Source organism: Bacillus solitudinis (genome assembly GCF_002797395.1).
GTDB classification, from domain to species: domain Bacteria; phylum Bacillota; class Bacilli; order Bacillales; family Bacillaceae_D; genus Halalkalibacter_A; species Halalkalibacter_A solitudinis.
Genome location: NZ_KZ454943.1, coordinates 487,407 through 507,960 on the forward strand (window position 1 = coordinate 487,407; position 20,554 = coordinate 507,960).

Below are 20,554 nucleotides of genomic sequence, written 5' to 3' on the forward strand. Positions count from 1 at the left end.
CAATGTGACAAAACAATAATAACACTTTATACTTCTAATAGAATAACCATTTTAGGAGGGACCATAAATGCAAGAGTTTGTTTTTTTTATTGGAGGCGAAGTAAACCACCCTTTAACCATCGATCCAACGGTATGGATTTTTGACGAAAGGAAGGTTGATTTACTTACATATTTTAAAGAAGAAAAGTTAGAGGAGGATGATGAAACACTATATACGAAAGCGATATCTGCCCAATGGGATAAAGAGCTTACTGAGGGATCTGAACCTCCCAATCCGAATAAAAACGGAAATGAAATTAAGTATGATAAGCAAAAACTCATAAATGGTACATACGGAATGCCTTTGAGACCATTCTTAATAAATGCCAATCCCTCTGACACTGTTAATCAAGTGACGGTTGAACGGCACGATGGAACAAAAGAGTCTTATGATTATGATAAAGCACTAACCTTTATCCTTGGGTTTTCAAATCAAGGAAAACCACTAAGAGAAGATGGGCCTGTCCATATTTATTTTGGTGATGGATCTAATCAAGATTCACCAGTCCGTCAAGTTAAGCGCCTCATTCTTAAATAAGGTATACGTAGCTAGCTCACTAGTGTAAGAAAGGGTTCTTGCACTAGTGACTGCTATGGATCGTGTTCCTCCCCCCAAAAAACAACTACCTTTGACTTAAACTAAGTAGCTTATAGTAAATCTGCAGCTAATTGAGCGAGTCCCGATCTCTCACCTTTGACAAGTTTGACATGTCCACTAACAGTTTGGTCTTTAAATTTTTCTACGACATACGTTAAACCATTATTATATTCATCTAGATAAGGGTGGTCGATTTGTTGCGGGTCGCCCATTAAGACAATTTTACTTCGTTCTCCTACCCTTGTTAGTATAGTTTTCACTTCATGCTTCGTTAAATTTTGCGCCTCGTCAATAATAATAAATTGGTCAGGTATGCTACGTCCTCGAATATATGTTAAGGCTTCTACCTGGATAGAGCCCATCCCAGCTAATATTTGTTCAATTTCGCCTGGTTTTTTCGTGTTAAATAAAAATTCAAGATTATCATATATTGGTTGCATCCAAGGCCTTAACTTCTCTTCTTTCTCTCCCGGCAAGTAACCTAAATCTTTCCCTAAAGGGACAACAGGTCTGGCGACTACAAGCTTTTTATATTTGCCCATGTCCTCTGTTTGCATTAAGCCTGCTGCCAATGACAGAAGGGTTTTCCCTGTTCCCGCTTTACCAATCATCGTAACAAGGCTTATATCATCTCTTAATAACAATTCAAACGCCATACGCTGCTGTACGTTACGAGAGCGAATCCCCCAAACATGATCAGGTTCATTTAAGAATGGTCTAACCTTTTTTCCATCTGGGTCGACTTTACCAAGCGCCGAACTAGAGCTACCTAACGCATCTTTCATGATAATAAATTGATGTGGAAGAAATGGTTGCTTTGTAAATTCCGAAGTAGCTATTTCACCATTTGAATAGAAATTCTTCATCACATCGGCTTCGACATAAATTTCAACATATCCGGGATAGACCTCGTTAAACTCCACCACTCTATCACTTAAAAAGTCTTCTGCTGGTAAACCTAATGCGTCAGCTTTGACTCGGACTAGTGCATCCATACTTACTAAAATAACTTGTCTGCCATCTGACCGTTCTAGTTCCTCAAGCATTAAATTTAGGGCTACTGCAATAATACGATTATCATTTGTCATCTCTGCAAAAGAATCTTTTAAACGTTGAAATGAGCGATGATTTAATTCTACTCGAAGGGCTCCTCCTGTTTCTAGAGGTACACCTTCATGAAGCTTGCCCATTCCTCTTAGACTGTCTATTATTTTTGAAAACTGCCGAGCATTTCTCCCAATTTCATCCATGTATCGTTTTTTTGAATCAACTTCCTCGAGCACTACTGCTGGAATAACCACTTCATTATCTTGGAATGAAAAAATGGACTGAGGATCTTGTAAGAGTACGTTCGTATCCAAAACGTAGATTTTTTTCAACATTCCGCCTCCTGACTAAAGTATCGTTTGCCTACATCCTTACTATTAACTTATGCATCAAGAACGATTTTGTCCTTGAAAAGCTCTAGGCTGTATATTAAGAATGTATGATTAAGGCATCGAACTTAGACGAACGAATCGTGAAACAAATGAAATGAACGATATATAGTATCTTATGTATACACATTACTACCTCTCAAAAACGGTAAGTTCTAAGGCATTTACATCACTTGTCAAATCCGGAGTCAATAGTGCTAGTTCACATTATTTACGTGCTCCTATTTAAATTAAGAGGATTAAATTGTATATAATTTCCGTGTGGGCGACCTTCAAAAAAAGTACCCTTTAGGAAAGACTGATTTAAAAGGTCTACTCTATAGGGTACTTTATTAGGATGACTAAGCCTTTTTTAAAGCATCCATTACTTGACGATCCAGTTTAGCTGCTGCTTGAGCATCGTAGGTTTTATCATATGATGGCTCAGTAATAATTTTGGCACCATAAAACATCACATCGCGTACTTCTTCTACCCTTACCTCAATCATTGCAAGCTTTAATGGTACTTCATCTAGCTTTTCGATGGCGACAAGGGCTTCCCCCGCAATTGAGTATGTGGATTCATTTCCAATGAGCGTTAAGACAACGCCAGGATTTGCTTTAATATTTTCAACAATTCGGGACCGATTGTCTATCGCAAACCGAACAAATTCCTTGTTTGGTGCAAAGACCCACGAAATTGCATTAACATTTGGTGTCTTTTTTTCAAAATCAACAGTTGAAAGTGTTACGTAGCGTTCTTTTTGTAAAAGGGTAAATAAATCATCTGTTAAACCCTTTTCAACTTGGTTGGCCATCTTCACTCCTCCATTCCAATTTTTTCATTATTTTCCTTCACTACTACTATACCTACTTTAAACGAAAAATAAAACTTGTTTCTTTTTTTTCTGATTCAATTTACAATTAATATAAGAAGCTTTGCTTTCAAATTAATTGCGTTAAAAAATTTTTTCTTGCCCATAATGATTATTAATTGAATTATAGATTTACCATTGAATTGGAGTGTTAAACCCATGCGAGTTAAATGTGTAATATGTGATAAAATTGACAAAATTGATGATTTCCTTCCGTTAGCTAAACGATTGCGTAACCGACCTATTCATACGTACATGTGTGATTCGTGTCATGAAAGAATTACTAAACGCACTGACGAGAGAAAATCAACAGGATCTTTTCAAGTTAGCCACCAAAAACAAGAAGATGATGATTGGTTTTGAAAGGAAAGTTAGCTTTCTAGTAAAAAAACGAAAAAAGGGTATCTCGAAGGTTAAAAATCCTTTGAGATACCCTTTTTGGTTAAATTTGATTTTGCTTTTCTTTGCGGTGTAGATGAAGTCTAAAGCGATAGATACCGAGAACAATACCAGAAATCACTAATACGACAATCATTGGAGCTCCAAATGCAAATTCCAAAAACCATAAGACAAAACAACCAAGAATTAACCCAATATAAACAAGGACCTTTTTCAAAACCGGTAACTTCTGGGCAAATCCTAAATTAAATACAATAATCGCTAACAAAACGATTAGCAAGTACGCATAAAAACCATACCATGGATTTTCATACGTTAATTGCATCAACCACGATAACCCTTGTAAGTCCGACTCAGAATATTGTTGGTTATCCATGTCTACCACCAATCCCTTTTAATGCTTACGCTTTTGTCGAAGCAAGCTTTCTACGCTTTTCTTCACGTTCACGTTCAGATTTCATTAAAATCTTTTTACGTAAACGAATTGATTCTGGCGTTAGCTCACAATACTCATCTTCGTTTAGATATTCCAATGCTTCTTCTAATGTCATAATACGAGGTTTTTTCATTGTAACCGTATTATCTTTATTAGCTGAACGAATATTAGTTTGTTGCTTCATTTTTGTAATATTTACAGTAATATCGTTTTCACGAGTATGTTCCCCAACAATCATACCTTCATAAATCTCGGTACCGGGCTCAACAAAAATCGTACCACGGTCTTCAACTTGCATAATACCATATTGGCTTGTTTTCCCCGTATCCATTGAAACAAGAACGCCTTGTCGACGTCCACCTACATGACCTGCTGCCATTGGTTGATAACCGTCAAAAGAATGGTTGATGATACCATATCCACGTGTTTGAGTAAGAAATTCGGTAGTATAACCAATTAGGCCACGAGCAGGAACCATAAATTCTAAACGCACTTGTCCTGTTCCAGTGTTGGTCATATTCACCATTTCACCCTTACGCTCTCCTAAGGACTCCATAACAGAACCCGTATATTCTTCAGGAACATCAATTTGCACACGCTCAACAGGCTCAGAACGAACACCATCAATATCACGGATAATAACTTCTGGCTTTGACACTTGAAGCTCATATCCTTCACGGCGCATGTTTTCAATCAGGATGGATAAGTGAAGCTCTCCACGCCCTGAAACGATCCAAACATCAGGAGAATCCGTGTTATCAACACGTAAACTAACATCTGTTTCAAGTTCTGAACGTAAACGTTCTTCAATCTTACGACTTGTTACATGCTTTCCTTCACGTCCTGCAAAGGGGCTGTTGTTAACAAGGAATGTCATTTGTAATGTCGGCTCATCGATACGTAAAATCGGAAGCGCCTCTTGATGTTCTACTGGACAAACTGTTTCACCTACGTTGATTTGTTCCATACCCGAAATAGCAATTAAGTCCCCTGCTTTTGCTTCTTCAATTTCAATTCGCTTTAAGCCAAGGAAACCGAACATCTTTGTTACTCGGTATTGCTTTGCACTTCCGTCAAGCTTCATTAAAGCAACTTGCTGACCAACCTTTATCGTTCCACGGAAAACTCGACCAATCCCAATACGTCCTAAATAATCATTATAATCAAGCATAGTGACTTGGAATTGAAGCGGTTCATCACTATTGTCGATTGGCGCAGGAATTGTTTCAATAATCGTCTCAAATAAAGATGTCATGTTTTCATCTTGTTTTTCATGAGTACGGCTAGCTGTTCCATTAATTGCAGATGCATAAATAACTGGGAATTCCAACTGATCTTCTTCTGCACCTAAGTCAATAAATAAATCAATCACTTCATCCACAACTTCTGTAGGACGAGCGAAATCACGGTCAATTTTATTTACAACAACAATTGGCGTTAACTTTTGGTCTAGTGCTTTTTTAAGGACGAAACGAGTCTGAGGCATACAACCTTCATAAGCATCAACAACAAGTAGCACACCATCTACCATTTTCATAATACGCTCTACTTCGCCACCGAAATCAGCATGTCCTGGTGTATCCATAATATTTATACGTTTCTCACCATAATTAATAGCGGTGTTTTTAGCAAGAATTGTAATTCCTCGTTCTTTTTCAAGGGCATTTGAATCCATCGCACGTTCTTCAACTTGCTCGTTTTCACGGAACGTACCTGACTGCTTTAGCAACTCATCAACCAATGTAGTTTTCCCGTGGTCAACGTGGGCAATAATAGCAATGTTCCGTATATCATTACGTTGTGTCATTTAATTCTCTCCTTAATTGGGTTCTTTAACTGTATAAGTATATCACAAATCAAATCGAAAAAGACAATATGTTTTGCATAGTTCGAAATATGTTTAACCTATTTGTCACATTGTAAGGGTTTTTCTTTTCCTTAATTCAAGGTACACTAACTACATTGAGGTTTTTACGGAGGGACGAAACAGTGAAAAAAGAAAACATTTGTTTTATGTTACTTGCGATCGTTACTGTCATCTGTATCATGAGTATTGGTGTAGCCATTGCTGAACGAAGCATTCTAATCGCATTGCTTGCGACTGTAGGTATGGTGATTTCAACAGGCTTTGGTTTTAGCTTACGAAAAAGGATTAGAGAATCTGAGGATTTTTAGTTTAGAGAATCACTCTTAGTAAAAGCGTGCTGCATTATGCAGTACGCTTGTTTATTTTATCTTGTCTGCTTAATACAACAATACCTAGTTGAATTCAACGTTAAATGAAAACAGAAATGTTCCGCATAGAATTAGAGGAGGCCGACTCTTTCTTAGACAGGAGCCGACCTTCTTTTTTACAATTCCTCCCCCAAATAACCAGAAATCATTTCTTTATGTAACTGAGGCTTTCCCGCAAGTACAGTACCTGGTTCAAGTAGCGATAATCGTTGACCTTGAAAGGTAGAAATTTTGCAGCCTACCTCTTCTAAAAGCACCACACCTGCTGCATAATCCCATGGTGATAGCATCACACATAAATATCCGTCTAAACGATCCGCCGCAACGTAAGCTAGTTCTATCGCTGCCGAACCATACGAACGAATACCACGAAGGTCTCGAACTAGTGCTTTTATTGGATTTTGAAAAGGATGATGATCGCTTACTATCCAGCGCGCATTTAGACCAGCAATTGATTCATGCAAAGGCCTTTCTAAAACGGGTAAGAGCTCTTCCTTATTTAAAAAAGCACCAGATCCACGGACTGCTCTAAACATTTCATCACTCATCACATCGTAGACAATTCCAATCATTCCTACGCCATCCTGATAAACTGCAACCGAAATCGCGAAATTATATTTTTGGTGAACAAAATTCATTGTACCGTCAATAGGATCAATAATCCAAACAGTACCTTCTAATGAGGTCAATTCTTCAGCAATTCCTTCTTCACCGAGGAATTGATGGTCAGGATAATTTTCTTGTATCTTCTCATAAAAAAACAATTCAATTGCTTTATCAACCTCAGTTACAAGATCATTTGGGTTCGATTTTGCTTCGATATGAATTGGATTCGCTATGGATTGCTTAATTTTATCGCCAGCTTCATACGTCCAGGCTCTCGCAATCTTTTCTAGCTCTACAAAATTGATTGACATTTTTTTGCCCCCTAAGGTGATTTTAAGCAAATTTTCCTTTTTCTATTATGACACATTGTCTTCATAATGAAAATATTCACGCTTTTATCTTTAAAATTATAAACAGAGAAAAAGCACAGTACAATGACTGCGCTTTCATAATTTTTTCATTCATATAGTTACTAATTTCATTAAATCTTGACGAAGCAATTCTAGTTTTTCTATACTTTGCGCCATCATGGATAAATCCTCCACTACCATCGCGTCATGTAACGTCATTAACTCATAGTCAATCTCGAGCCGCAGCACGGGGATTCTCATTTTACTATCAATTCTTCTAAATGATTGAACAACCTGTTCCATAACCGCTACACTCCTTTATCTATCTATATATGATAAAAAAAGCAACAACATTGACTGAACTTTCTGAAATATGTTGTAAATTAATTATACCATAACTATTATCAGAAAGAAATAAGGTAATGTTTTCTTTTTTATTGAGGGTTTTTAGCAGCAAGCATCTGGAAGGATGAATGTCGATAATGTATGGTACTATACAACTATCTATAACATAAAAGGAGTTGTTTACGTGACTGTATCAGGCTTTACTCAAAAGGACTTTGATGTATTTACAATTGAAGGATTGGATGCGCGAATGAATGCGTTAAAAGAACAAATCCAGCCCAAGTTTGAGGCTATTGCTGAACAAGTTGTTCCCACACTTTCCTCACTGACAGGAGATGAAATGTTTACACACGTTGCAAAGCATGCCCGCCGAAAGGTCAACCCACCTAATGACACATGGGTTGCCTTCTCTAGTAGTAAACGCGGCTATAAAATGCTACCTCATTTCCAGGTTGGACTTTTTGAAACACATCTGTTTGTTTGGTTTGCGATGATTTACGAAGCGCCAACGAAAGCTCAATTTGCGGAAAAACTTCTTGAAGATGTTGAAAAATGGGGTAAGAAAATTCCACCTAATTATGTGTGGTCCATTGACCATATGAAACCAGATGCAATCCCTCAGAAAGAAAGTACACCCGATAAACTACTCTCAATGTTTGAACGTTTACGGGATGTAAAAAAAGCCGAATTACTATGTGGCATCCATATTGACCGTCATGACCCACTAGTGGCAGATGGAGAGCAACTTATAAAAAAAATAGAAGACGTATTTCGTCAGGTTCTACCTTTATATCAACTTGCCCAACAAGCTGCTGTTCCAAACCGCTAAATAATAGAATGACAAAAGGGTTGCCTAAAACTTTAGGACAACCCTTTTGTCATTCTTACGATACTATTCCCTGTTTCTTCCCGTGCCTTTTTAATAGTGTGATAACAAGAAACATTAGAATCCTCATCAAACTTCTTAAATATTTGTTTCTCTTCACTTTTTGAAGGAACTATCTCTTTAAACCTTTGGTAAAGGGCTAAAATTCTCTCCCGTTTTATCCCGTTTTCATACGCTTTTTCAATTCCTTGAAAAAACTCAATAACATCAATGACCTCTTCCGTAGTCCAATCTAAAGAAATGGGCATATTTGTTTCCATTTTCCTCGCTCCTTCTATGTAAAATTAACTAAACGCTCTCGAATAAGATCACTCTCATCCATTATTCTCTCAAATAACTCTTGAACTGAAGGGATATCATTAATCCTTCCAATTGCTTGACCTGCCCAACCAAAACCATCTTCTTCATTACCGTCATAAATAAATGCTTTATTTGCTTCAGCACTAATATATTGTTTAAGAATATTATATGTGGGAGATTCTGCTTCAAGTGCAAGGATTTTGTTAGTTAGATGCATTTTTAGCGCTCTTGCAGGGGCACCGATCGACTTTTTAATAACAACCGTGTCCTCTTCACTCGCATCAATAATCATCTGTTTATAGCGCGAATGTGCATGAATACACTCTTTCGTCGCAATAAAACGAGTGCCCATTTCTATTCCTTCCGCTCCTAAAGCTAATGCAGCCATCATTGATCGTCCATCTGTTATACCACCGGAGGCAAGGACTGGTATTGTTACAGCGTCAACAACTTGAGGCACAAGTACCATCGTGCTTGTATCTGTTCGACCTAAATGGCCTCCACCTTCGTATCCAACTACCATCACCGCATCTGCACCGAGTTCTTCTGCTTTCAAAGCTTGCCTAGATGAAGAAACAAGAACTAATTTCTTTATTTCGGTACCTTGTAATCTTTGAAAAAAACTCTCAGGATTTCCTCCCGTTACTGACACAACGGGAACCTTCTCCTCAATCGCCACATCAAGCATTTCCTCATATGGACGTCCGTGTTGACCAATTGCAAAATTTACACCAAAAGGTTTTTTTGTTTTTTCACGTACAGATTTGATTTCCCTTTTTAACTCTCCAGGTGTTTGTAATGACATTGCTGTAATTTGCCCTAGACCACCTGCATTGGAAACCGCAGCCGCCAAATCAGCATAAGCCAAATACGCAAGTCCTCCTTGAATGATTGGAAAAGTTATTCCAAGCATTGTTGTAATCTTTGTTTCCCACATAATTGACCTCCCTTCGTCTATACTAGCTTATAACAAAGTTTTATGTAAAATTCAATATTCGACAATTCATTCTTTGCAGCGAGGTACTTATTTGATATACTCAAATTTGTTTTTATAAATAATTATTTTAAGTCTTATATAAATGAGGTGACCCTGTTGTCGCGACAACATCTTACACCGTTGTTCTCGGGTGTCCGAGCACACGCTGAAAAACAACCTATTCAATTTCATATTCCTGGCCACAAAAGAGGTCACGGGATGGATCCAGAATTCCGTTCTTTTATTGGAGAAAATGCTTTATCAATTGATTTAATTAACATTGCTCCTTTAGATGACCTTCATCATCCGCATGGGATTATCAAAGAAGCGCAGCAACTGGCTGCAGAAGCATTTGGGGCAGATTATACATTTTTCTCCGTTCAAGGGACAAGTGGTGCCATTATGACAATGATTATGTCCGTTTGTTCTCCTGGAGATAAGATTATTGTCCCAAGAAACGTACACAAATCAATTATGTCTGCTATTATTTTTTCAGGAGCAACGCCAATCTTTATCCATCCAGAAATTGACCCGGAACTTGGTATCTCTCATGGTATTACGACAGATTCAGTAGAAAAGGCCTTAGCAACACACCCTGATGCCAAAGGTTTAGTTGTTATTAACCCCACCTATTTTGGGATTTCAGGTAACTTAAAACAAATTGTTGATATATCTCATTCATATCATATCCCTGTCCTCGTGGATGAAGCTCATGGTGTTCACATTCATTTCCATGATGATTTGCCCCTTTCCGCCATGCAAGCTGGTGCTGATATGGCTGCAACGAGTGTTCATAAGCTTGGGGGATCCATGACTCAGAGCTCAGTTTTAAACGTTAAAGAAGGTCTTGTTTCTGCGAAACGAGTTCAATCAATTATAAGTATGTTAACAACAACATCCACTTCGTATTTATTGTTATCTTCGCTAGATGTAGCAAGAAAACGGTTAGCAACTGAGGGGAAAGAATTGATTTCAAGTACCATTCAATTAGCAAATGAAACGAGAAGAAGAATCAATCAAATCGAGGGGCTTCTTTGCGTCGGAAAAGAAGTACTAGGATCGAAAGCTACCTATGATTTTGACCCGACTAAATTAATTATTTCCGTTAGACAGCTCGGGATTACAGGTTATGATGTAGAAGTTTGGTTACGTGAGAACTACAACATAGAAGTAGAGCTTTCAGACTTATATAATATCCTTTGTATTGTTTCTTTAGGTGATAACGAAGATAAAGTGAATGTACTTGTTGATGCTCTTTGTCGACTTGCTTTAGAGCATCCTTCAAACGAAAATAAACAGCACACATACATCTATGTTCCAAATATCCCCACTCTTGCTTTATCGCCACGCGAAGCGTTCTATGCTGAAACAGAAACAATTTTATTTTCTGAATCCGCTGGGAGAATCATCGCTGAATTTGTTATGGTGTATCCACCAGGGATTCCTATTTTTATTCCTGGTGAAATTATCACGGAAGATAATCTCGAATATATCTTGGAAAATGTTAAAGTCGGTTTACCAGTTCAAGGTCCTGAAGATGAAACCTTTAAAACGCTTAGAGTTATTAAAGAACATCAGGCTATCCGTTAACATAATAAACCTGAAAAACGCTTAGATATGAACTGCACCACAATTATTAGATGCACATATAATTGCGGTGCAGTACAATATTGCACTAAGCGTTTTTTATTATACATATTAATTTTAACTATCTGCTCTCATTACTCTTTCTCATCCTTTTGACAATCCACACAATGAGCACTCCCTGTTGCGTAAAGCTTAGTAACTTTTTCATTCTCAAAATGAACAATGGCCTTATTGCACGTTTGACATACAATCGTTCCCACGCCAATCAACTCCTCTTCATTTTTGTAAACGCTTTACTTAGCTTCATAATAATATGTCACAATTGAACTGTCAACACATATATAGTATGTCTTATTAAAAAATTGATCAATAAAAATACTGACATACTTAATTGTACGTCAGTATTTTGTCACTATTTCATAAATAAGTGGAACCATTTCGCTGTAAATAATTCTACCCGAAAAAATTAGAGATTTCTTTCATTTAGCAAGTAACGTTTATATTGTACCTCAATAAACTTTGAAATTTCCTTCACAAACACAAAATCATCTTCTGTTAATTCATACAACTCTAGTGGAGCTTGAAAAACCAGTTGACCTAGAAGATGATGCCCAAAGTAAAATGGGATGTAGAGAGATTGAATTTCTGGATTTCTCAAGTAAAGAATTTCACCACGGATTGCAGCTAAACTTAATGCACCTTCACCGAAAGGGACATACTTTTTATCAATTTCCCTTCCTGCACTAACTTTTAAAACAAAAGCACGATTTGTTGTTTCATACAAGCATACTGTAAAACGGTCATTCATTCGGCTGACCAGTTTTTCAACAATACCCTTATAAAAATCGTGTAATGTACGTGCATAATCAGGAACTGCTCCGACCTCAAGACGTAATTCATCAAGTAGCTCTGACTTATCCATAGTTTTCGAACCTCCACTTACAAAGCTTCTTATGCCACTGTATATTCAATTTTCAGTTTATCATAAAACGCATGTAGAAGGGTGTAACGTTACGACGGCTCTTGTCGAAATTCAATTTTTGACAATCATTAATTCCATATTCGTATTAAAACTTCTCTTATTTCTTCCTGACTTAAAGGTTTCCAAAACAGTTCTCCGTATATCAATAAATCTTGATGTAAATGTAATCCTGTTAAATCTTGATTCACAGCACTACTTGTCCCAGAATTTCCAACAAAACCAATGACGGTTTCTGCATTTACTCTATCCCCTACTTTAATATTTTCAGGAATATCATGCAAATGAGCAAAACGGTTCATGACCCCATTAGGATATTGAACCCAAACCTGTCTACCTCGAAGTCGGTCAAAAATATATTCAGGTGTTTCACCAAGTTCAGCAGTTACTGTTAAATCGACCTCTCTCTTTTCGGGAGATTCGTACTCGATGTAATCATGGTCCGCCCTAACAACAATTCCTTCTGCCATCGCATAAATTGGCGTTTCCGTATTTATATCCCCACCTGAGGCAAAGTCATACCAATCAATTCCTTCATGAAAGCCGTTTCGATAGTCTCTAGGAGCTCCAGGTAAATGACTGGAAACAGTACTAACCTCAGCATTTTTTATTGGGCTCTCAAGAAAACTTAGATACTCAACCATCTTTTCAACATCCCACTCTTCGAAATTAAATGATTCGGGAGGTCCCCCTACTTTTTCTGTTGGTCCATACCAATCAAATGAAACATTACTATTCCCAAATTTAATTGGTAACTGTAATCCTTTATCAAGAAATTCTACCGGCATGATAATATTTCCATTGTCAGTCACTTCAAAATATATCTCATCAGTAGCCAAAAACTCTCCATTTCTCTCGAGAACATTTACCCCTTCGATTAATGCATATTCATCTTTATTAACAAAGATTTTTAATGTGCGATTCATCTCATCATACTGATAACTACCATCAATCTTTTTAAGAAAATCGTCTAAATCAAACAAAACATCATCAGCTGTGATGTCAATTGCTAACGTATGTAAAGTATCTGATTGTGGTGCTTCTTCCTCTGTATTTTCTTCTAAAACGGCTTCTGCTTCGTTTTCTTTTTCAACTTCTATATTCCTCTCTTGAGTTTGACACCCATTAATAAGCAGAATCATACAAAGCGTAAATAATTTCAAAAAATTCACAATGGCTCGTCCTTTCCACGTTTAAGACTAATCATCAAAGTCTTATTCTACTTTTTTTGGTGTCTTTAAACAAGGACTCTCGAATAAATCATTAAAGTATTTTTGCGTTCTTATTCTATATCACTCGGTGACAGCATTTCATAGCCCTTTTCTCGCAATCCTTTTACAATCGACTCTAATGCAAATAAGGTCGATTCTCGATCATGCATGAGCAAATTAGCCCCTTCAGTTAATAAAGGTGTATTGACCATTATATCTGCGAGAGTTTCAACATCCTGATAGTCCTTTTCCCAATCATATCCATAAGTCCAGTTCATTAAAACCATTCCCTCTTCTTGTACTACTTCGTTCGAGTAATCTGTGTTCACACCATATGGAGCTCTAAAAAAGCGCGGTCGTTCTCCGGTTAACTCCTCAACAAGATTATTAAGCTCTATTATTTCTTGTTTTTGTTTTTCTTCTGATATTTCCCTTAAATTTGAATGATTCATTGTATGATTACCAATTTCAAATCCCAATTGATGAATGGCTTTCAACTTTTCTTTACCCTGATCACTCTTTAAAAAATGACCATTCACGAAAAAGATTGCATTCGCATCAATCTTCTTCAAAATTGTAGCCATCTCAAGTGCATGTTTATGTGGAGCATCATCAATTGTCAATAATACGACTTTAGGATTTCCATCAGCAATAGGTTCTATCTTCCAGTTTTTTGCGTTCACCCTATAATTAGGAAAATCTTGTTTAATAGACTCTTCTACATCAACTTGGTTCTTTTCCTCTTCAAGCTCCTCTTTAATAGGTTCGTTGATGACTTCCTGCTCTCTACCTTTAGGAATTGGCATTTCATTTATTTCATGGTCATCTTTATTTTGTTCATCTATAGATTGGTTTGATGTGGGAGCAGTGCACCCTATTAATAATAGAAAAAATAATGTGTAAACAATGACGACTTTCATAATTCCCCTCCCCTTTTATAAAGATCATAACAAACTTTTAAAGTATAACAAGCTTCCCTTAGATAAATAATATGAATAATGTCAGGATTTAATAACAATAAGTCAAACATGTACCTAATAAGGGGGGGTTGAATGAAAGGGAGAGCGTGGTTCGGTCGAAGAGTTATAAAAACGGGTGTTGCAGTCTTTGTCACAGCATCGATTTGTCACTTAATGGATTTGCCCGTAATGTTTGCAGTCATTACAGCAATAGTCACAACAGAACCCACAGCCGCTGACTCGTTAAAAAAAGGAGTTATTAGACTTCCTGCAGCTGCATTAGGTGCACTGTTTGCTATTTCTTTAAACTTTTGTATAGGTCAGTCTGCCCTTACCTATGCACTTGTGGCAATGTTGACAATCACCACCTGTTCTAAATTAAGACTTGACACTGGTACCCTAGTTGCTACGTTGACAGCGGTGGCGATGATTCCAGGTACAACAGACCATGTTATAACTGATTTTATAACTAGGATGTCAGGGACCTCTGTTGGTATTATCGTTTCCACTCTCGTTAATTTTATCGTTTTGCCTCCTAAATTTGGTCCAATTCTAGTAGGGAAAGTTGACAAACTCTTTCACCAAGCAGGATCTAGTCTTCAACTCGCAACAGACCATTTGCTCTGTGATTCAGAGGGAGAACGAACTCATTATTATCGAAAATTGCACGAGCAACTTACAAATACGTACCAATTAACTCAATTCCAATATGATGAATGGCGCTACCGAAAATCTACTGAGTTCGAACGACGTTCCTTTGGTTTTTTACAAAAAAAGCTTGATTATCTTCATTTGTTTCTCTTTCACATCGGGAAACTATGTCACTTAAGGATGAATCAATCAATTTCACCTCAGGAGTATAAGGCAGTCATGGGTGCGGTAAATTCATTTAAAACGATTATAAATGATCCTTATCACCAAATGGATAGCTCCCATTATGTACAAATAGAAGAATTAAAATTAATCAAAGAAAATCACGCTACGAATCAACCCGTTTTGTATCAATTATGTTCAGAGTTACTTTCCTTACATACAGCAGCAAGTGAACTCGCCTTAATTACAACGGATGAACGAAGATTTTCAATTCAAGAACAAGCTTATCCTGATTATGTCTTTTCAAAAAAGCTACAGTATGATTAATCTTCAAAATCAGGTTTAGTTCTATTTTAATGAGGTTATAGTAATGAATCTACTTACCTCTCTTCCTCTTCAATCCAGATACTTCAATAATTCTCAATAGGAAGGTGATTTATCTTGCAAAGATTTAATCCTGTATTTATCTATTCGGTGATAATTGCACTTGCATTTATTGTGTGGGGCTTATTTGCACCAGAAAACCTAGAGTTTATAACCGCAACCATTCAAGGTTTTATTACAAATAAGTTCGGATGGTTTTATTTAATTTCAGCAACAGCATTTCTACTCTTTGCTCTCTATCTAATAATTAGTCCGTACGGGAATATCAAATTGGGAAAACCAGAAGACAAGCCAGAATATAATTACCTCACCTGGTTTTCCTTTCTATTTACAGCAGGTATGGGGATTGGTTTAGTCTTTTGGGGAGTTGCCGAACCAGTTTATCACTTTTTTGATCCTCCTCAGGCGGAATCAGGTTCAAACCAAGCAGCTGGTGAAGCGATGAGATATGCCTTTTTTCATTGGGGGCTCCATCCTTGGGCTATTTATTCTATTGTTGCTCTCGCTTTAGCTTATTTTAAGTTTCGTAAAGATTCACCGGCTGTTATGAGTGCTGTGTTTAGACCTTTACTTGGAAATAAAATAGACGGTGGTATTGGAACGAGCATTAATGTAATCGTTGTGTTTGCCACGATTTTCGGCGTCGCCACATCTCTTGGATTTGGTGCTGCTCAAATTAGTGCAGGTCTTTCTTATTTAATACCTAATCTAAATACAATGAACAATGCTCTACTACAACTTTTGGTTATTATTGTTGTCACGGTATTATTTATTGCTTCCGCACAAACTGGACTAAACAAAGGCATACGTATCTTAAGTAAAACCAATGTTTACCTTGCCCTAATTCTCATGTTTTTTGTATTATTCTTTGGTCCAACAAGTTATATTATGGGCGTATTTACTCAAGGTATTGGTAGCTATTTGCAAAATTTACCTAGTATGAGTTTTCGTCTAGATGTTTATAACGCTGAAACTTCATGGGTAGAAGGATGGACAATATTTTATTGGGCTTGGTGGATTTCCTGGGCTCCGTTTGTTGGAACTTTTATAGCCCGAGTTTCGAAAGGAAGGACAATACGAGAATTTATAATTGGAGTTCTTGCAGTTCCAGCCACTTTTGGGGCTTTCTGGTTTAGTGTTTTTGGAGGGACAGGCATTTATCTCCAACGAGAGGGAATTGCTGATATTATGGGGATTATGTCTGATTCAGGAATGGAAGTTGCACTTTTTGCCGTTTTAGAGCAGTTCCCTTTAGGTACACTGCTAGCGATTATTGCCCTCTTCCTAATCTCATCATTCTTTGTCACATCTGCAGACTCTGCTACCATTGTTTTAGGCATGCAGACAACTAATGGAAATTTGAATCCCCCGAATTCAATTAAGTTAATATGGGGACTTATTATTTCTTCTACTGCTGCAATACTTTTAACATCGGAACAAGGATTAGGCGCTCTACAAACCGCCGCAATTATCGCTGCATTTCCCTTTACCATTCTAATGATTGCTATGATGTTTTCACTTGTGAAATCGTTACGAGAAGAAAAGACTATCCTAGCCAATGAAAAGGAAAATAGCAAAATAGAACAAGACCAATTCAAAAAAGAGTAGGCACGTTTAAAAAAGAATTTAGAGGTAGTTGATTCAATCGTCATAAAGTGTCTGAAGACGAAAGATACAAATCACAAACTGATTTGTATCTTTTTAGTGCAGTGTTTACAAAGATACTTACAAAACTTCTCATCTATAAAAGTAATATTTAACAATGAAAAATAATTAGAATAGCCGCCAAAGTGAGGTTACTATCTTTTTCTACATTTCTACATATTTCTATTTCATTACATTTTAGTTACTACTTGTCCTAACTCGATTTAGGCATGCTAAAATGAAAGAATAAGGTATTTTCTATACTTATTTTGTTGTGCAGGGAAGTGACAAGCGATGAACAAGATTATGTTAGCCGTACTTTTTTGCTTTATTATCATGTTGTCAAGCTGTCTATCTTCAGCTTCAACAAATGAAAATCCTTTTAACCAAATTGAAGGTGAAACCTTAACCGTGTTATTTTCTGATTCTCGTTTCATTCGAGATGAAAATAGCTACTATGATGCATTGCTTGAATTACAACAAGAACATCCTGGACGGATTCCTCCTTTTATTATTGTCGATAAAAACGAGAGAGAGAAAATAAAATATTACGATGTCGTGGAGTTTCCTACAATGCTAGTCGTCTCGCAAGAAAGTATTTCATTGAGAATGGAAGGACCTCATCCGAAAGAACAAATTTTAAAACAATTAAAAGAAGTGTTTCAATAATTCTAAAGTATTGTTCGAAGCCACTACCCTACTTTTCAACACTTGAAAAGCTCCACCTGAATCACTTTCTTAATCCACAAAAAAAGCACTCGTATGAGTGCTTTTTTTGTTTTACTTTACGATATGAATTGGAGTACCAAGTGCTACTTCTGCAGCTTCCATTGTAATCTCTCCAAGAGAAGGATGTGCATGAATTGTAAGAGCAATATCTTCAGCTGTCATTCCTGTTTCAATTGCTAAACCTAATTCAGCAATCATATCTGAGGCATTGGGTCCAGCAATTTGTGCGCCAACGACTAAGCCGTCCTCTTTACGAGTGATTAACTTCATAAAACCATCTGTATCATTGAGAGAAAGGGCACGTCCATTCGCCGCGAATGGGAATTTAGATACTACTATATCAAGACCCGCTTCTTTTGCTGATTTATCGTCATACCCCACACTTGCAAGTTCTGGGTCTGAGAAAACAACAGCTGGAATCGCTAAGTAATCTATTTCTGATTTTTCGCCAGCTATAGCTTCAGCTGCAATTTTTCCTTCATACGAAGCTTTATGAGCAAGTGGCGGTCCAGCAATAATATCACCGATAGCAAAAATACTTTTCACGTTCGAACGACATTGTTTGTCAACTTTTACAAGTCCACGTTCATCAAGTTCAACACCAACTTGTTCAAGACCAAGCTCATCCGTATTTGCCTTACGACCTACTGTGACTAAGCAATAATCTGCTTCGAAAACCTGTTCTTGACCTTTAACTTCAGCGGTTACCTTAACGCCAGTTTCTGTTTCTTCTACACCTTTAGCCATTGCTTCATAATTAAATTCAACGCCATTCTTTTTCAAGCGACGTTCAACTAATTTAGACATTTGCTTTTCGAAACCAGGAAGAATTTGCTTTCCACCTTCAAGGACAACCACTTCTGTTCCCATATTTGAATATGCACCAGTTAACTCGATACCGATATATCCGCCACCGATGACAACTAGTTTTTTTGGAACTTCTTTTAGAGCTAAAGCTCCTGTTGAATTTAACACACGATCAGAGTATTTAAATGCTGGTAATTCAATTGGGCTTGACCCCGTAGCTATAATACAATTCTTGAAATTGTAGGTCTGAGCACTATTTTCATCCATAATTCGTACAGAGTTTTCAGAAGCAAAATAAGCTTCACCTCGAACAATATCAACTTTGTTTCCTTTAAGCAGTCCTTCAACCCCACCAGTAAGCTTCTTAACAACTGATGCTTTCCACTCTTGTACTTTATCGAAATTGATGGTTACATTCTCAGCAATAATTCCCATGTCTTCTGAATGCTTAGCATTATGAAAACGATGTCCAGCAGAGATAAGAGCTTTAGAAGGAATACATCCGACGTTTAAACATACTCCTCCAAGAGTTCCTTTTTCTACAATCGTAACCTTTTGCCCAAGCTGTGCAGCACGAATAGCTGCAACATACCCACCAGGGCCGGAACCAATAACTAATGTATCTACTTCATGTGCGAAATCTCCAACAACCATGTATTACCCCTCCATTAATAGTAATTGTGGATCGTTTAACAAACGCTTCACGTGGTTTAACGCATTTTGAGCGGTAACGCCATCAATGAGGCGGTGATCGTAACTAATTGATAGTGCAAGAACTGGTGCAGCAACAATTTCACCATTTTTCACTACTGGTTTTTCTTCAATACGTCCAATGCCAAGAATCATCACTTCAGGGTGATTAATAATCGGAGTAAACCATTGTCCTTGCGCTGAACCAAGATTAGAAATTGTACAAGATCCGCCTTTCATTTCAGCACTGCTTAACTTACCATCACGAGCTTTAACAGCTAAATCCATAATATCATCAGCTATAGCAAAAATAGACTTACGTTCGGCATTTTTAATAACAGGCACTACCAAACCATTATCAGTATCAGCTGCGATACCAATATTGAAATACTTTTTGTAGACGATTTCTTCATTTACATCATCAATGGACGCATTTAATGCCGGGTATTTACGAATAGCAGATGTTAATGCTTTGACCACGTATGGTAAATACGTTAACTTTGTTCCTTGAGCTGCCGCAGTTTCTTTATACTGCTTACGATGTGCAACAAGAGCTGTAACATCAATTTCATCCATGTGAGTAACATGAGGAGCAGTATGCTTTGAATTAACCATCGCCTTAGCAATTGCCTTACGAATTCCCTTAAGTGGAACACGTTCTTCAAGCTCTCCTTCAGGAATAGAAACAGGTTCAGATTTTGAGGCAACTGCTTTTTCTTGCTTTTTATCTTCCGCTACTTCGTTTGAAGCATCTTCTGAGGCACCACCATTTAGGTATTGATCCACATCTTCCCTTAAGATTCTACCATTTTTACCCGTTCCGTTCACTTGTTTTATGTTAACATCTTTCTCACGAGCATATTTACGAACAGAAGGCATCGCGATCACTCTAGTATCATCTTCGTCCGTATTAACTTCTGTATTCGCCACTGCCGGAGCTTCTTCTTTAACTGGCTCAGTCTTTTCTTCTGCAGGTTTACTTTCTTCTTCAGTTGGATTTGCATCTCCCGCATCAATCGTAAGAAGAACGTCTCCAACAACGCTTACCGTACCTTCTTCTACTTTAACTTCTAAAATCTTCCCGTCAACAGGAGAAGGAATTTCCACAACGGCCTTATCATTTTGAACTTCCATAAGAATGTCGTCTTCTTTAATTTCATCACCGGGTTTAACAAACCACTTTACAATTTCACCCTCGTGAATACCTTCACCAATATCAGGCATTTTGAATTCATACGCCAATTGAAAAGCCTCCTTTTATTATGCAATCATTTGAATTTCAATCAAAGAG

General features: G+C 37.3%; 22 protein-coding genes. 8 read left to right on the forward strand and 14 right to left on the reverse strand.

Annotated elements, in window-relative coordinates; all coding sequences use genetic code 11:
- Nucleotides 1-67: 67 nt before the first annotated feature.
- Nucleotides 68-577, forward strand: a complete 510-nt coding sequence (locus CEF19_RS02435; RefSeq protein WP_100404608.1) for a hypothetical protein — start codon at nt 68-70, stop codon at nt 575-577.
- 110 nt (nt 578-687) lie between these two features.
- Here the strand turns inward: CEF19_RS02435 and CEF19_RS02440 are convergent, their stop codons facing one another.
- A complete protein-coding gene (locus tag CEF19_RS02440) occupies nt 688-2,019 on the reverse strand; it encodes a PhoH family protein (protein WP_100404609.1) in 1,332 nt (443 codons plus the stop codon).
- A gap of 395 nt (nt 2,020-2,414) precedes the next feature.
- The gene (locus CEF19_RS02445) at nt 2,415-2,870 is read right to left on the reverse strand and encodes a pyridoxamine 5'-phosphate oxidase family protein (RefSeq protein ID WP_100404610.1); all 456 of its coding nucleotides are present in this window, start codon (nt 2,868-2,870) and stop codon (nt 2,415-2,417) included.
- A 216-nt stretch (nt 2,871-3,086) separates the two neighbouring features.
- Between CEF19_RS02445 and CEF19_RS02450 the strand changes: the two genes are divergently transcribed.
- Complete coding sequence (locus tag CEF19_RS02450; protein ID WP_100404611.1) at nt 3,087-3,290, forward strand: YlaI family protein; 204 nt, start codon at nt 3,087-3,089, stop codon at nt 3,288-3,290.
- Nucleotides 3,291-3,369: 79 nt separating this feature from the next.
- On the opposite strand, the gene CEF19_RS02455 is transcribed toward CEF19_RS02450, so the two are convergent.
- Both CEF19_RS02455 and typA read right to left on the reverse strand, forming a co-directional pair.
- Complete coding sequence (locus CEF19_RS02455) at nt 3,370-3,702, reverse strand: YlaH-like family protein (protein WP_100404612.1); 333 nt, start codon at nt 3,700-3,702, stop codon at nt 3,370-3,372.
- A gap of 25 nt (nt 3,703-3,727) precedes the next feature.
- Complete coding sequence (gene typA, locus CEF19_RS02460) at nt 3,728-5,569, reverse strand: translational GTPase TypA (RefSeq protein WP_100404613.1); 1,842 nt, start codon at nt 5,567-5,569, stop codon at nt 3,728-3,730.
- Between the two features lie 182 nt (nt 5,570-5,751).
- On the opposite strand from typA, the gene CEF19_RS02465 reads away from it, so the two are divergent.
- Nucleotides 5,752-5,937: a DUF5325 family protein gene (locus tag CEF19_RS02465; protein ID WP_100404614.1), complete on the forward strand. Its 186-nt coding sequence runs from the start codon at nt 5,752-5,754 to the stop codon at nt 5,935-5,937.
- Between the two features lie 176 nt (nt 5,938-6,113).
- Here the strand turns inward: CEF19_RS02465 and CEF19_RS02470 are convergent, their stop codons facing one another.
- Nucleotides 6,114-6,914 carry an inositol monophosphatase family protein gene (locus tag CEF19_RS02470; RefSeq protein WP_100404615.1) on the reverse strand — a complete coding sequence of 267 codons (801 nt, stop codon included), beginning with the start codon at nt 6,912-6,914 and terminating at the stop codon, nt 6,114-6,116.
- Between the two features lie 150 nt (nt 6,915-7,064).
- Nucleotides 7,065-7,256, reverse strand: a complete 192-nt coding sequence (locus CEF19_RS02475; protein ID WP_100404616.1) for a hypothetical protein — start codon at nt 7,254-7,256, stop codon at nt 7,065-7,067.
- A gap of 226 nt (nt 7,257-7,482) precedes the next feature.
- Between CEF19_RS02475 and CEF19_RS02480 the strand changes: the two genes are divergently transcribed.
- Complete coding sequence (locus CEF19_RS02480; protein WP_100404617.1) at nt 7,483-8,127, forward strand: YktB family protein; 645 nt, start codon at nt 7,483-7,485, stop codon at nt 8,125-8,127.
- A 32-nt stretch (nt 8,128-8,159) separates the two neighbouring features.
- Here the strand turns inward: CEF19_RS02480 and CEF19_RS02485 are convergent, their stop codons facing one another.
- Nucleotides 8,160-8,444, reverse strand: coding sequence for a UPF0223 family protein (locus CEF19_RS02485; protein WP_100404618.1), 285 nt, complete (start codon nt 8,442-8,444; stop codon nt 8,160-8,162).
- A 14-nt stretch (nt 8,445-8,458) separates the two neighbouring features.
- Complete coding sequence (locus CEF19_RS02490; RefSeq protein ID WP_100404619.1) at nt 8,459-9,424, reverse strand: NAD(P)H-dependent flavin oxidoreductase; 966 nt, start codon at nt 9,422-9,424, stop codon at nt 8,459-8,461.
- Nucleotides 9,425-9,577: 153 nt separating this feature from the next.
- On the opposite strand from CEF19_RS02490, the gene CEF19_RS02495 reads away from it, so the two are divergent.
- Nucleotides 9,578-11,050 carry an aminotransferase class I/II-fold pyridoxal phosphate-dependent enzyme gene (locus CEF19_RS02495; RefSeq protein ID WP_100404620.1) on the forward strand — a complete coding sequence of 491 codons (1,473 nt, stop codon included), beginning with the start codon at nt 9,578-9,580 and terminating at the stop codon, nt 11,048-11,050.
- A 131-nt stretch (nt 11,051-11,181) separates the two neighbouring features.
- Here the strand turns inward: CEF19_RS02495 and CEF19_RS02500 are convergent, their stop codons facing one another.
- The 4 genes from CEF19_RS02500 to CEF19_RS02515 all read right to left on the reverse strand — a co-directional run bounded on the left by CEF19_RS02500 (nt 11,182) and on the right by CEF19_RS02515 (nt 14,157).
- Nucleotides 11,182-11,307: a GapA-binding peptide SR1P gene (locus CEF19_RS02500; RefSeq protein ID WP_100404621.1), complete on the reverse strand. Its 126-nt coding sequence runs from the start codon at nt 11,305-11,307 to the stop codon at nt 11,182-11,184.
- A gap of 206 nt (nt 11,308-11,513) precedes the next feature.
- Complete coding sequence (locus CEF19_RS02505) at nt 11,514-11,969, reverse strand: hypothetical protein (protein ID WP_100404622.1); 456 nt, start codon at nt 11,967-11,969, stop codon at nt 11,514-11,516.
- Nucleotides 11,970-12,097: 128 nt separating this feature from the next.
- Nucleotides 12,098-13,198, reverse strand: a complete 1,101-nt coding sequence (locus tag CEF19_RS02510) for a M23 family metallopeptidase (RefSeq protein WP_227521896.1) — start codon at nt 13,196-13,198, stop codon at nt 12,098-12,100.
- A gap of 110 nt (nt 13,199-13,308) precedes the next feature.
- On the reverse strand, nt 13,309-14,157 hold the full coding sequence (locus CEF19_RS02515; RefSeq protein WP_100404623.1) for a polysaccharide deacetylase family protein: 849 nt from the start codon (nt 14,155-14,157) through the stop codon (nt 13,309-13,311).
- 132 nt (nt 14,158-14,289) lie between these two features.
- Here CEF19_RS02515 and CEF19_RS02520 point away from each other — a divergent pair, with 132 nt between their 5' ends.
- From CEF19_RS02520 to CEF19_RS02530, 3 genes are all read left to right on the forward strand, one after another.
- The gene (locus CEF19_RS02520; RefSeq protein WP_100404624.1) at nt 14,290-15,336 is read left to right on the forward strand and encodes an FUSC family protein; all 1,047 of its coding nucleotides are present in this window, start codon (nt 14,290-14,292) and stop codon (nt 15,334-15,336) included.
- A 114-nt stretch (nt 15,337-15,450) separates the two neighbouring features.
- Nucleotides 15,451-17,001 (forward strand): glycine betaine uptake BCCT transporter, encoded by a 1,551-nt coding sequence (locus tag CEF19_RS02525; RefSeq protein ID WP_100404625.1) that lies wholly within the window; start codon nt 15,451-15,453, stop codon nt 16,999-17,001.
- 330 nt (nt 17,002-17,331) lie between these two features.
- A complete protein-coding gene (locus tag CEF19_RS02530; RefSeq protein ID WP_100404626.1) occupies nt 17,332-17,706 on the forward strand; it encodes a YbbN family protein in 375 nt (124 codons plus the stop codon).
- 111 nt (nt 17,707-17,817) lie between these two features.
- On the opposite strand, the gene lpdA is transcribed toward CEF19_RS02530, so the two are convergent.
- Complete coding sequence (gene lpdA / locus CEF19_RS02535) at nt 17,818-19,227, reverse strand: dihydrolipoyl dehydrogenase (protein WP_100404627.1); 1,410 nt, start codon at nt 19,225-19,227, stop codon at nt 17,818-17,820.
- Nucleotides 19,228-19,230: 3 nt separating this feature from the next.
- The gene (locus CEF19_RS02540) at nt 19,231-20,505 is read right to left on the reverse strand and encodes a dihydrolipoamide acetyltransferase family protein (RefSeq protein ID WP_100404628.1); all 1,275 of its coding nucleotides are present in this window, start codon (nt 20,503-20,505) and stop codon (nt 19,231-19,233) included.
- Between the last annotated feature and the right edge of the window lie 49 nt (nt 20,506-20,554).

Excerpts from the sequence above, each read along its gene's own strand:
- CEF19_RS02445 (WP_100404610.1), bottom strand. The coding sequence starts at position 2,870 with ATGGCCAACCAAGTTGAAAAGGGTTTAACAGATGATTTATTTACCCTT.
- CEF19_RS02530 (WP_100404626.1), top strand. The coding sequence starts at position 17,332 with ATGAACAAGATTATGTTAGCCGTACTTTTTTGCTTTATTATCATGTTG.
- CEF19_RS02520 (WP_100404624.1), top strand. The coding sequence starts at position 14,290 with ATGAAAGGGAGAGCGTGGTTCGGTCGAAGAGTTATAAAAACGGGTGTT.
- CEF19_RS02450 (WP_100404611.1), top strand. The coding sequence starts at position 3,087 with ATGCGAGTTAAATGTGTAATATGTGATAAAATTGACAAAATTGATGAT.
- CEF19_RS02515 (WP_100404623.1), bottom strand. The coding sequence starts at position 14,157 with ATGAAAGTCGTCATTGTTTACACATTATTTTTTCTATTATTAATAGGG.
- CEF19_RS02475 (WP_100404616.1), bottom strand. The coding sequence starts at position 7,256 with ATGGAACAGGTTGTTCAATCATTTAGAAGAATTGATAGTAAAATGAGA.
- CEF19_RS02470 (WP_100404615.1), bottom strand. The coding sequence starts at position 6,914 with ATGTCAATCAATTTTGTAGAGCTAGAAAAGATTGCGAGAGCCTGGACG.
- CEF19_RS02455 (WP_100404612.1), bottom strand. The coding sequence starts at position 3,702 with ATGGATAACCAACAATATTCTGAGTCGGACTTACAAGGGTTATCGTGG.
- CEF19_RS02485 (WP_100404618.1), bottom strand. The coding sequence starts at position 8,444 with ATGGAAACAAATATGCCCATTTCTTTAGATTGGACTACGGAAGAGGTC.
- CEF19_RS02440 (WP_100404609.1), bottom strand. The coding sequence starts at position 2,019 with ATGTTGAAAAAAATCTACGTTTTGGATACGAACGTACTCTTACAAGAT.
- CEF19_RS02435 (WP_100404608.1), top strand. The coding sequence starts at position 68 with ATGCAAGAGTTTGTTTTTTTTATTGGAGGCGAAGTAAACCACCCTTTA.
- CEF19_RS02505 (WP_100404622.1), bottom strand. The coding sequence starts at position 11,969 with ATGGATAAGTCAGAGCTACTTGATGAATTACGTCTTGAGGTCGGAGCA.
- typA (WP_100404613.1), bottom strand. The coding sequence starts at position 5,569 with ATGACACAACGTAATGATATACGGAACATTGCTATTATTGCCCACGTT.
- lpdA (WP_100404627.1), bottom strand. The coding sequence starts at position 19,227 with ATGGTTGTTGGAGATTTCGCACATGAAGTAGATACATTAGTTATTGGT.